The organism is Mesorhizobium sp. WSM4809 (assembly GCF_055811655.1).
Genome location: NZ_JBVVQW010000016.1, coordinates 102,482 through 114,792 on the forward strand (window position 1 = coordinate 102,482; position 12,311 = coordinate 114,792).

Below are 12,311 nucleotides of genomic sequence, written 5' to 3' on the forward strand. Positions count from 1 at the left end.
TTTTGGGCGACATGCATTAAGTCCAGATTAACCCTGATATCTGTGGCAGGCGGGCTGCCTGTCCAGTGACCAGTACCTCACATCGCTTATTTCCCGTCGACGCGGGTTCGGGTTAACGTTTCGAATCGTCCTGATTCCGCCAATCTGCCAGAAGGTCAAGCGCCTCTCGCATGATTCGCATGAAAAAAGCGAATCAATTACCCGACTTAGCCCGTTACGCGCCATTTGGACGCGCAACGACGCTTTCTCAATTCACTCGCTCCAACTAAGCTCGCCCAGCCCTGCCCGAGGAGACGCCAAACCCTTCGATCAGCGCTTCCGTGGCCTGCACATCCTGGAATTGCGCCTGAATTTCGATCAGATGCCGGTAGTTTTCGTCTGTGGGATCGGTGGCGAGCGCCGCTTCCGCCTGTTTCAGTTCCTTATGTAAGGTGCGCGCGCTGCGCTGCAAGTGCAGCGCCTGGCTGAAAGCATCGCGGGCATCTTCAAGGGCGGCGGTCTCCAGCGCCGGCCATTGCCGCATCCGCCGGATCAGCCCGACGGCCCGCTCCCAGATCTCGGCGCAGCCAGCGCGTTCGATCGTCGCAATCACCGCCTGCCGGTCATTGGCCATGTCATGCGCCATCGCATCTAGGATTGCCGCATGCAGCCGCCTCAGGTCGGAGTTGGCGAGATCGAGGAACTCGATATGGGCGAAATTCTCGTCGATCAGCGCCGGATGGTTGATCAACGCGACGATGATCGTCGCCTCGCGCACCGACATCCCCTCGCCGCCGCGTTTGACCAAAGCCGACTGGCCGAGGCTTTCGGTGATCGCAATGCGGCCGCCACCGCCTTTGGCGAACTGCCCGCCGGGCGCGGCCGTCTTGCCCTGGCCCTGTTTCCAGTCCTGCCGACCTTGACGCCCACTGCGCTGCGAGCCGAAGAAGCTCAGCACACGCTCGCGCATCTCCTGCTGGTAGTGGTAGCGCAGGCTTTCGTCGCGGATGCGGCTGGTCAGCTCGCGCAGCGTCTTCTCGAGTTCGGCCCGCCGCTCCGGCGTATCGAAGACGCCGCCCGCCGTCTCACGCATCCACAAAAGGTCGACCAGCGGCCGCGCCTCGGCCAGCACGCGACGAAAAGCATCCGGTCCTTCGGTCTTGACCAGATCGTCGGGATCCTTGCCTTCCGGCAGCAGCGCGAAGCGCGCCGAACGGCCGGCCTGCACAGATGGCAGCGCCATATCGGCGGCCCGCCACGCTGCCTTCAGCCCGGCCTTGTCGCCGTCGAAGCACAGCATCGGCTCCGGCGCCATGCGCCAGAGCAGTTCGAGCTGGTTCTCGGTAAGCGCGGTGCCGAGCGGCGCCACGACATTCTCGAAGCCGGCCTGCGCCAGTGCGATCACGTCCATATAGCCTTCGACGGCGATGACCGTGCCGCCCTTGGCCAAGGCCTTGCGGGCGCGGGCGAAATTATAGAGCACATTGCCCTTGTGGAAGAGCTCGGTGTCAGGCGAGTTCATGTATTTGGCCAGCGCGTCCGGCTGCAAAGCACGGCCGCCGAAGGCGATGATCTTGCCCCGGGAATCCGGAATCGGGAACATGATGCGGTCGCGGAACCAGTCATAGGAAACCGGGATGTCGTCACCGTGGCGCACCAGTCCACAAGCCTCGATGTCGGCCTTGGGCACGCCCTTGGCGGCGAGATGCTCCTTCAGCGCATTGCGGCTGTCGGGCGCAAAACCGAGCCGGAACGATTGCTGCGTCGCCGGCGTCAGTCCGCGGTCGCGCAGATAGGCACGCGCCTTGGCGCCTTCCGGCCCCTGCAGCCGTTCCTGGAAGAAGGCGGTGGCCATCTCCATGACGTCGGTCAGGCTGGCGCGTTCCTTTTCGCGCCGCTCCTCCTGCGCATCGCGAACCGGCATCGGCACACCGGCCATGTCGGCGATCTTTTCGACCGCTTCGGGAAAGCTCATCCCGTCGAGTTCGGTGAGGAACTTGAAATGATCGCCCGAAACAGAACAGCCGAAACAGTGGTAGCGGCCCTTTTTGTCCTCGCAGTGGAAGGATGGGCTCTTCTCGCCATGAAACGGGCAGCACGCCCAATAGTCGCCGCGTGGCGCGTTGGTCTTCTTGCGATCCCACGCGACGCGCTGGCCGATAACCGATGAAATCGGCACGCGGTCGCGTATCTCGTCGAGGAAGGCGGGTGGAAAGCGCATCGGGGAACTCGTTTCCCGATTATATAATCATACCCGCGAAATCCGACGACCCTTAATGCGGGCCATACCCGGTTTCCACAGGCAAAAGAGGCGGCCGTTGCGGGCCGCCTCTTTCCAATATCCGCCTGGGGAGCGATCAGTGCGCGGCAAGCGCGCCGAAAATGACGCCGGAGAGCACACCGACCAACACATAGTCGTTGCCGACGCGGATCCATTCCTGGCCGCGGCCGGGACGATGCAGGCCATAGCGGCCGTAGTCGCGGATCGGCTGGTGCTGTTCCAGCCTGAATATTTGTGGCCGTTGCGCCAGTTGTTGCGCTTTGCGATGACCTTCTTATGGAGGACGCGCTTCTGGATGAAGCGCTTCTTGACATCCCTGTTGGTGGGCTTTTGCCAGTCGACCTGGCTGTAGTTCGACTGCGGAGCGTTCGGTGCGTTCAGCGGTGCGGCTTGGCCGGTGAGGGACGTAGCGGCCAGCATCGAGAAAGCGAGTGCGGAAAGGACAATGCGTTTCAAGAGAAGTCTCCTTGGTTGTCGATGCCAGAGGAATAGCGGGCCACCGATGAACCGAAACTGAACGCCTGCATCACAATTGTGTAATGATTTCCTCTATTTACCGAATAGTGCTGAACATAATCGCAAAGGCAGGAGCCGGTCGCGCTGCCAACTTGGCCTATCCGTTGCTTCGCGCCCGCCCAGCAATGCAACCATTTGCGCGTCCGTCCATTTTCCGACACCGCCCGTCGCGCGGCAACGGCCCTTGAAATCGACAAGATTTTATTATCCGGCTAAAATATTCGAGCTATTATAAGCCACCGCCATGAACATGATTCGTACCCTCGTTTTCCCTTCTGATCGCCACGCCAAACAGGACGCGCATCCTGTTTGCATGCGGGGGACGAAATGAGCGGGTCCGTCGTCCTTCTGCATCTGGCCGGCGCCGTGGCGCTGATGCTGTTTGCCACCCGCATGGTGAAGACCGGCGTCGAACGCGCCTATGGCGACGTGCTGCGCCATCGCCTGCGCGCCACCATGCGCAATCCGATCATGGCGGTGCTGGCCGGCACCGGCCTTGCGATCGCCCTGCAAAGCTCCACCGCCGTCACGCTGCTGGTCGGCTCCTTCGCCGGCTCCGGCATCGTCTCGGGCGCCGCGGGCCAATTGGCAGTGCGCGGCGCCGAGATCGGCTCTGCACTGGTGGTCAAGCTGCTGACCTTCGACCTCACCTTGCTGGTGCCGCTGTGCCTGATCACCGGCACGGTCATGTTCATGGCCACCGAGCGGCGCGACTGGCGCCAGACCGGCCGCATTCTGGTCGGCATCGGCCTTTTGATCCTGTCGCTGGAGATGATCGGACAGGCGTCTGAGCCGCTGCGCAACAGCCAGCTCATGCCGGTCATCATCAACTACTTCTCGACCGATTCCATCACCGCCTATCTGCTGGCGGCGCTGATCACCTGGCTGTTCCAGTCGAGCATCGCGGCGGTGCTGTTGATGGCGACGCTGGCAGGCCGCGGCCTGATCACGCCTGAACTCGGCGTCGTTCTTATCCTCGGCGTCAACCTCGGCTCCTCGATCATCGCGCCGATGCTGACCCGCTCGTCAAGCCCCGAAGTGCGCGTCGTACCGATCGGCAATCTCCTGATGCGCGGGCTTGGCTCGCTTGTCATGCTGATCCTGGTCATGATCTTCAGGCCGCACTTCGCCTTTCTCGGTTCGACGGCGGCGGACCAGATCGTCAATGCGCACATCCTGTTCAACGTGCTGGTCCTGCTCGCCGGCCTGCCGCTGGCAGGGTTCGTCTACCGCGCTTCGGAGAAGATCGTCGCACTTGGCACCAAGCCCGTGCCGGCCGCCTCGCTTGACATCGTCGAGCTGTCCGCGCTCAACGAAAGCGCGCTCGACGTGCCGAGCCAGGCGCTGGCCAATGCCACCCGCGAGGTGGTGCGGGTCTGCGAGACGATCGAGATCATGCTCAAGCGCATCATCGAACTCTATGAAAGCGCCGACGCCGACAAGATTAAAGCGCTGGCCGCACTCGACGACCGCGTCGACCGCAAGCACGCCGCGATCAAGCTCTACCTCGCCAAGTTGACCAGGAACGCGCTGACCGAGGACGAGGCGCTGCGCTGCCAAGAGCTGATCGGCGCCTGCGTCAAGCTGGAGCAGGTCGGCGACATCATCGTGCGCAACATGCTGGTGCATGTGAAAAAGAAGTTCGAGCGCGGACTGGAATTCACCGACGAGGGCTGGGCCGAGCTGTGCGCCTTCCATAGCTCGGTGCTGGCCAATGCGCGGCTTGCCTTCAACGTTCTGGTGTCGCGCGATCCCGAGACCGCGCGCCAGTTGGTGCTGGAAAAAGACCGGCTTCGCGACCGCGAAAAAGAAACCAGCGCCAGCCATTTCGTGCGCCTGCGCGACGGCACTGCCAAGAGCGTCGAGACCAGCTCGATCCATCTCGACACCATCCGCGACCTGAAGCAGATCAATTCGCTGCTGGCCTCGATGGCCTATCCGGTGCTCGAAGAGCGCGGTCTGCTGACTGGATCCAGGTTGAAGGCGAGCTGAGAAGCAGCCGATCTCCCCCCTCGTGAGGGAGATTGGCGCTTCACCGCCTCGCCCCACTCAAGAAAACCTAAACCAGCGACAAAAATTTCTGGATTGCCCGCGACGCCCATCCGTGGTTTGAGGCCCTTCCAGCTAAGGCTTCCCCCATGTCGCTTCCGCTCATCGCCCTGTTCATCGCCGCCTTTGCTTTCGGCACCACTGAATTCGTCATTGCCGGCGTGCTGCCGCAAGTGGCGGAGGGGCTCGGCGTCTCGGTTCCCTCGGCCGGCTATCTCGTCTCCGGCTATGCCTGCGGCATCGCCATCGGCGGTCCACTGCTGGCGCTCGCCACCAAGTCGCTGTCGCGCAAGAGCCTGCTGCTCGGCCTCGCCATCGCCTTCACCATCGGCCAGGCGGCTTGCGCGCTGGCGCCCGACTTCACCTCGATGCTACTGTTGCGCATTGCCGTGGCGGTCGCGCATGGCGCCTATTTCGGCGTCGCCATGGTCGTCGCCGTCGGTCTCGTGCGCGAGGACCAGCGCGGCATGGCTGTCGCCGTCATCCTGTCCGGCCTCACCGTCTCCAACGTCATCGGCGTGCCGGCCGGCACCGCGATCGGCAACATCTGGGGCTGGCGCGCCACCTTCTGGGTGATGTGCGCGCTCGGCGTGGCGGCGACGCTTGCCATGGCAGCCCTGTTGCCGCGCACCACCGGCTCATCGGCCAAGCCTGCCGGTTTCGCCCGCGAGGTCCGTGTGCTGGCCCGCCAGCAGGTCTGGACTTCGCTGATCCTGATGCTGATGCTGATGATCGGCCAGTTCGGCCTGTTCACCTACATCACCCCGACACTGCTGGAGGTCACCGGGCTCGACGAGAACCTGGTGCCGTGGGTGCTGCTGCTCAACGGCGTCGGCGCCACGCTCGGCGTCTTCCTCGGCGGCAAGCTGTCCGACTGGAAGCTGATGCCGTCGCTAATCACCATGCTGGCCTTGCAGGCGGTGACGCTGGCCGTCATCTACGCCGTCAGCCCCTATCCCCTGCCGATGGTTGTGGCGATCGTCATCTGGGGCGGCCTCAACTTCGCCATCGGCACACCGATCCAGACCCGCATCCTGGCCTGGACGGCGGACGCCTCGAACCTCGCCTCGTCGCTCATTCCGTCCGGCTTCAATGTCGGCATCGCGCTGGCCGCGTCGTTGGGCGCCGCGATGCTGAACAGCGGCTATGGCTACCGCAGCCTGCCGCTGCTGGGCGCCATCGCCATGCTGGTCGCCGTCGCGGTGGCGCTGGCATCCTATGTCTGGGAAGGGCGCAGCAACGCCACGCCGCCGCTGACGGCTCCGGCGGAATAGACCACTTCACCCGCGCCAGCGCAGCAGGCGCATGGCGTTGGCGGTGACCAGCACCGTGGCGCCGGTATCGGCCAGGATCGCCGGCCACAGGCCGGTGATGCCCAAAATGGTGGTGACCAGGAACACCGCCTTCAGCCCGAGCGCAACGCTGATGTTCTGGCCGATATTGGCCATCACCGCCCGCGACAGTCTTACCATGCGCGCGACGTCCATGACGCGGCCATGCAGGATCGCCGCGTCCGCCGTCTCCAGCGCCACATCGGTGCCGCCGCCAATGGCGATTCCGATGTCGGCGGCGGCGAGCGCCGGCGCATCGTTGATGCCATCGCCGACCTTGGCGACCTTCAGCCCTTCGCGCTGCAATTCACCGATGATGCGCTGCTTGTCCTGAGGCAACAACTCCGCCCGCGCCTCGATCCCGAGGGAAGCGGCGATGGCTTCGGCCGTGCGGCGATTGTCGCCGGTCAGCATGATCGTGCGGATGCCCTCGGCCTTCAGCGCCGCAATGCCGGCCGCCGCATCCGGCCGCGGCTCGTCGCGCATGGCGATCAGTCCTGCCACCACGCCGTCGGCGACCAGCACTGAGACGGTCTTGCCCTGCCCGTTGAGGCTGTCGACGGCGAGGCGCTGCACTTGCGTCATGTCGGCGCGTTCGCCCGCCGCTGGACCGGAGCCGAGGAAGACGGCGACGCCACCGACGCTGCCCTCGACACCTTTGCCCGAGATCGCCTTCGCCGCCAGAGCCGGCGGCACCGGCGCACCATCAGCCTTGGCCCTGTCGAGGATCGCCATGGCTAGCGGATGGCTGGAACCCTGCTCGAGCGCCGCCGCCAGCGCCAGCACGGTGCGTTCATCGCGGCCATAGGCCATGATGTCGGTCACCACGGGCCTGCCCGCGGTCAGCGTGCCCGTCTTGTCGAAGGCCACCGCCGTGACCCGGCGAAACCCTTCCAGCACCGCACCACCTTTCATCAACAGGCCACGGCGCGCGCCGGTCGCAAGACCTGCGGCTATCGCCGCCGGCGTCGAGATGACGAGCGCGCAGGGGCAACCGATCAGCAGGATCGCCAGGCCCTTGTAGATCCATTCGTTCCAGTCGCCGCCAATGAGCAGCGGCGGCAACAGCGCAACCAGCGCGCCGACCGCCAGCACCGCCGGGGTGTAGGTGCGCGAGAAGCGGTCGATGAAGCGTTCGGTCGGTGCCTTTGCTTCCTGCGCCTCCTCCACAAGCCGCACGATGCGGGCGATGGTGTTGTCGGACGCGGCCGCCGTCACCCGCACCTTGAGCACGCCGTCGGTGCTGATCGTGCCGGCAAAGACGGCGTCAGCGACACCCTTGCGCTTCGGTGTGCTCTCGCCGGTCACCGGCGCCTCGTCGATATAGCTCGACCCCTCGACGATCTCGCCGTCGGCCGGGATGCGGTCACCCGGCCGCACCACGATGACATCGCCGACCGCGAGATCTTCGGCGGGAACCTCCGATGTGCCGCCTGCCCGCTCGACCAGAGCTGTCTTCGGCACCAGGTCGGCAAGCCCCTGGATGCTCGCCCGCGCGCGGCCGGCGGCGACACCTTCCAGAAGTTCGCCGATCAGGAACAGCACCACCACGGCGGCGGCTTCTTCCGTGGCGCCGATCATCACGGCGCCTATCGCCGCTATGGTCATCAGCATCTCGATCGAGAACGGCGTGCCGGCCAATGCCGCCATCAGCGCGCGCCGCGCGATCGGCACCAGGCCGACCAGCAACGCGCCCAGGAACACCCAGCGCTCGCCCGTCGGAAACAGATGGCCGATGCCATAGGCGGCGAGAAGCGCTGCCGCGCAGGCCAGCGTCAACACCGTCCGGCGGGAGCGCCACCACGCCTGCCCCGGCTCGGCATCGCTGTGATCATGATCAGCATGGTCATGTGCCTTGGCCACTGAAGCACGCCCATCGGCCCCGCCTTCCGCCTTGACGATGCCGTAGCCGAGCCGCGCCACCTGCTGCAGCACCTTGCCATCGTTGAGCGAACCGCCATGGCTGACCGTCATGCTGGCGCCGGTCACTGAAACCGAGACATCGGCGACGCCGTCGAGGCGGCGCACCACCGTATCGATCTTGGCCGCGCAGGAGGCGCAGTCCATGCCGCCGATCTTGAACCGTGTCTGCCCGATTGTTTCCTGCTTGAGGGGTGCCGTCACCACATTACCTGTCTGCCTTGCCCGCGCGGCGTCGCCGCATGGGTCTTGAATCCTGATGTCCAGCACTGTAATTGCTCTAGTCACTAGAGCTTCAAGAGGAAAATTTCATGTTTTCGATCGGTGATCTCTCGCGCCGAACCGGGGTCAAGGTGCCGACCATCCGCTACTACGAGCAGATGGGCCTTGTTGCGGCACCCGAGCGCTCGGAAGGCAACCAGCGCCGCTATTCCAGGCAGGAACTGGAGCGGCTGGCCTTCATCCGCCACGCCCGCGACCTCGGCTTCGCCGTCGACGACATCCGCTCGCTGATCGAATTGAGCAGCCACCCCGAGCAGCCCTGCGGCCACGCCGACCGGATCGCCGAAGAACAATTGATCTCGGTACGGGAGAAGATCACTCAGCTAAAGCGGCTGGAGGCCGAGCTCGAACGCATCGCCACGTGCTGCAGTGGCAAGACGGTTGGCGACTGCTACGTCATCCGCGCGCTGTCCGATCACGCGCTGTGCGCTGACGAACATGGGTGAGGCGGAACAAGGAGCGACGCGGCGCAGCCTTATGGGTTCCGTGCAGTGACCTTAGAGAGTCGCAGCGCTGCAGAACCACCGGCACTGGGCGACGTAAAAACGAGCATATTTCTGCTTTGACTTTTCGCAGACATGCTAACGTTAAAGTGGTTGATCCAGTACAATCACTGACGGCAAAATGTATAAAATCGGAGGCCAACCACGCGATGGACAATTTGCTTCATTTTCTTGGGGACATATTGGGAAACGCGATATCGGGCAACCCCTCGAAGTCGAAGCTGATGCGGTGGGTGGAACGCATTTTCATCGCGCTCGTGGTGATGCTCATCGCCATGGTATTGTATCGGATTTACTCGACGTGATGGCCGCTATTGGCGCTTCCGGACGAACTCCGATGACGGCGCATGTGAAGACCTACAATTACTAATGCTGCAGAACTAACCACCCCTCCGGCCGCGGCGCCCCGCGCCCCTACAACTCGATCCTGAACCGCAAACTTTCCGCCCCGCCGTAGGCAGCATCCTCGAAAAAGCGTTCGACCAGCTTGCCACCATTGGCCAGGATCACCTTGTGCGAGGCCGGATTGCCCGGCTTGGCGGTGATCTCGACGTGAGCCAGGCCGACCGCCCTCGCCTCGTCCAGCATCAGCCGCAGCGCCTCGGTGGCGTAGCCGCGCCGCCGCTTCCACGGCACCACCGCATAGCCGATATGGCCGAGCACATGCGGCGGCAATTCCGACGTGCCCTTCTGCCAGCGAAAGCCGATCGAGCCCGACGCCTCGCCGTCCCAGATCCAGCGGCGGAAGCCCGGTAGGCGCGGCACCTTTTTGCCGTCTGGCAAACTGATCGCGCCACCCTTGGCCTGGGGATCGTCGAGGTCGGCAAGAAAGGCCACGGGATCCTTTTCGATGGCCGCGAGCTGCTCGCGCGTCGCCTCCATCAGCCGCACATTGTCCGGCGACCAGCCGCGTTCGAGCGCCGCCTTGTAGGACGGCAGATGTTCGAGCGCGGGTTTGACGATTTCGATCATGGTGCACTGGCGGAGACGCGACACCGGCAAGATAGCATCCCTGCCCAGGAAGGCACGGTCCACCAAAGCGCAATCTCTTACGACAAGGCCGCGCTCCCATCGCTGGAAACACGGCCCTGGCGTTGGGTCCTTGGGAGGACCGGTGATCCGGCGCGGCCGCGCCGGATCACCTTTAGCGATCTCAGGCGATGTCGAAGCGGTCGGCGTTCATCACCTTGGTCCATGCCGCGACGAAATCCCTGGTGAATTTCGCCTTGGCGTCCGCCGACCCGTAGACCTCGGCAAGCGCGCGGAGCTGGGCGTGCGAGCCGAAGATCAGGTCGGCACGGGTGCCGGTCCACTTGACCGCCTTGGTCTTGCGGTCACGCGCCTCGTAGACTTCGTCGGAGCCGGCGGCCGGATCCCAGACCGTGTTCATGCTGAGCAGATTGACGAAGAAGTCGTTGGTTAACGTACCCGGCCGGTCGGTGAGCACGCCGTGCTTCGACTTGGCCGTGTTGGCGCCGAGCACGCGCAGACCGCCGACCAGAACCGTCATCTCGGGCGCGGTCAGCGACAGCAATTGCGCCCGGTCGACAAGCATGGCCTCGACCGACATCGGCTGCTTGCCCCTGACATAGTTGCGGAAGCCATCGACTTTCGGCTCGAGCGCGGCAAAGGAATGGACATCGGTCTGTTCCTGTGAAGCATCCATGCGGCCCGGCGTGAACGGCACCTTGGTTTCGTGGCCGCCGTCCTTCGCCGCCTTCTCGACCGCGGCGACACCGCCGAGCACGATGAGATCGGCCAGCGAGATCTTTTTCCCGCCGGTCTGTGCCGCGTTGAACTCCGTCTGGATGGCTTCCAGCTTCGCTAGCACCTTCGACAGTTCCGCCGGCTGGTTGACGTCCCAATCCTTCTGCGGTGCCAGTCGGATACGTGCCCCGTTGGCACCACCGCGCTTGTCGGAATTGCGGAACGTCGAGGCCGAGGCCCACGCAGTCGAGACCAATTCGGAGACCGAAAGGCCCGATGCCAGGATCTTCGCCTTCAGCGACGCAATGTCCTGCTGGCCGACCAGTTCATGGTCGACCGCCGGGATCGGATCCTGCCAGATCAGCTCTTCCTTCGGCACGAGCGGGCCGAGATAACGAACGATCGGACCCATGTCGCGATGGGTCAGCTTGTACCAGGCGCGGGCAAACGCGTCGGCGAAATGGTCCGGATGCTCATGGAAGCGCCGCGAGATCTTCTCGTAGGCCGGATCGGCCCGCAGTGCGAGATCGGTCGTCAGCATGGCAGGCGCGCGGCGCTTGGACGGATCGTGGGCATCCGGCACGGTCCCGGCACCGGCGCCGCCCTTCGGCGTCCACTGATGCGCGCCGGCCGGGCTCGTGGTCAGTTCCCATTCGAAGTTGAACAGATTGTCGAAGAAGTTGTTGCTCCACTTGGTCGGCGTCGTGGTCCAGGTCACCTCGAGGCCCGAGGTGATGGCGTCGCCTGCAATGCCGGAGGCGTGCTTGCTCGACCAGCCAAGGCCCTGCGCCTCGATGCTCGAGCCTTCCGGCTCCGCACCCACCAGCGAGGCATCGCCGGCGCCGTGGGTCTTGCCGAAGGTGTGACCGCCAGCGATCAGCGCCACGGTCTCCTCGTCGTTCATGGCCATGCGCGCGAAGGTCTCGCGGATGTCGCGTGCCGAAGCCAGCGGATCCGGTCTGCCGTTCGGCCCTTCCGGATTGACGTAGATCAATCCCATCTGGACGGCGCCGAGATGGCCCTGGAGTTCGCGGTCGCCGGAGTAGCGCTTGTCGTCGAGCCACTTGGTTTCCGAACCCCAATCGACGTCCTGTTCGGGTTCCCAGACGTCGGCGCGGCCGCCAGCAAAACCGAAGGTCTTGAAGCCCATCGATTCCAGCGCGACGTTGCCGGTGAGGATCAGCAGGTCGGCCCAGGAGATCTTGCGGCCATATTTCTGCTTGACCGGCCACAGCAGCCGGCGCGCCTTGTCGAGATTGGCATTGTCCGGCCAGCTGTTGAGCGGAGCAAAACGCTGCTGGCCGGCCCCGGCGCCGCCACGGCCATCGCCGATGCGGTAGGTGCCGGCACTGTGCCAGGCCATGCGGATGAACAGCGGCCCATAATGGCCGAAGTCGGCCGGCCACCACTCCTGCGAATCCGTCATCACCTGGTGCAGGTCCTTGATCACCGCATCGAGATCGAGCGACTTGAATTCCTCGGCATAGTCGAACTCTTCGCCCATCGGATCCGAAAGGTTCGATTGCTGATGGAGAACGCCGAGATCGAGCTGGTTGGGCCACCAGTCACGGTTGCTCCTGCTGGAGGATCCGTGCGCAACGGGGCATTTGCCGGCGCTGGGATCATCGGTCTGTGCGTCCATGTTCTTCTCCGATCGTGGCTGTGTTGAACTGTTCAACTGCTGCGTGAACAGGGACGTTGGATGTCCCTGGAGGTGGTCCGTTTCATGGCTGGCGCGATGAC

The 12,311-nt window shown here is 64.3% G+C and carries 8 protein-coding genes and 1 pseudogene; 4 read left to right on the plus strand and 5 right to left on the minus strand.

Translation table 11 applies throughout. The features are described from left to right. Positions 1-265: 265 nt before the first annotated feature. On the minus strand, positions 266-2,200 hold the full coding sequence (dnaG, locus tag AC0L24_RS27770) for a DNA primase (protein WP_292679765.1): 1,935 nt from the start codon (positions 2,198-2,200) through the stop codon (positions 266-268). A gap of 136 nt (positions 2,201-2,336) precedes the next feature. Next, positions 2,337-2,716: pseudogene (locus tag AC0L24_RS27775) on the minus strand (RcnB family protein). A 387-nt stretch (positions 2,717-3,103) separates the two neighbouring features. On the opposite strand from AC0L24_RS27775, the gene AC0L24_RS27780 reads away from it, so the two are divergent. Then, entirely contained in the window at positions 3,104-4,768 is a 1,665-nt protein-coding gene (locus AC0L24_RS27780) for a Na/Pi cotransporter family protein (protein ID WP_127809616.1), read from the plus strand. Positions 4,769-4,914: 146 nt separating this feature from the next. Then, positions 4,915-6,099: an MFS transporter gene (locus tag AC0L24_RS27785; protein ID WP_127809615.1), complete on the plus strand. Its 1,185-nt coding sequence runs from the start codon at positions 4,915-4,917 to the stop codon at positions 6,097-6,099. Positions 6,100-6,105: 6 nt separating this feature from the next. Here the strand turns inward: AC0L24_RS27785 and AC0L24_RS27790 are convergent, their stop codons facing one another. Beyond that, positions 6,106-8,280: a heavy metal translocating P-type ATPase gene (locus AC0L24_RS27790; RefSeq protein WP_127809614.1), complete on the minus strand. Its 2,175-nt coding sequence runs from the start codon at positions 8,278-8,280 to the stop codon at positions 6,106-6,108. Between the two features lie 107 nt (positions 8,281-8,387). Between AC0L24_RS27790 and AC0L24_RS27795 the strand changes: the two genes are divergently transcribed. Next, positions 8,388-8,804 (plus strand): MerR family transcriptional regulator, encoded by a 417-nt coding sequence (locus tag AC0L24_RS27795; RefSeq protein WP_127396412.1) that lies wholly within the window; start codon positions 8,388-8,390, stop codon positions 8,802-8,804. 178 nt (positions 8,805-8,982) lie between these two features. After that, positions 8,983-9,231: a hypothetical protein gene (locus AC0L24_RS27800; RefSeq protein WP_164873808.1), complete on the plus strand. Its 249-nt coding sequence runs from the start codon at positions 8,983-8,985 to the stop codon at positions 9,229-9,231. Positions 9,232-9,275: 44 nt separating this feature from the next. On the opposite strand, the gene AC0L24_RS27805 is transcribed toward AC0L24_RS27800, so the two are convergent. Together AC0L24_RS27805 and katG are read right to left on the minus strand one after the other, a co-directional pair. Further along, positions 9,276-9,833, minus strand: coding sequence for a GNAT family N-acetyltransferase (locus AC0L24_RS27805; RefSeq protein ID WP_127811351.1), 558 nt, complete (start codon positions 9,831-9,833; stop codon positions 9,276-9,278). Positions 9,834-10,014: 181 nt separating this feature from the next. After that, entirely contained in the window at positions 10,015-12,210 is a 2,196-nt protein-coding gene (gene katG / locus AC0L24_RS27810; protein WP_127809613.1) for a catalase/peroxidase HPI, read from the minus strand. Positions 12,211-12,311: the final 101 nt, after the last annotated feature.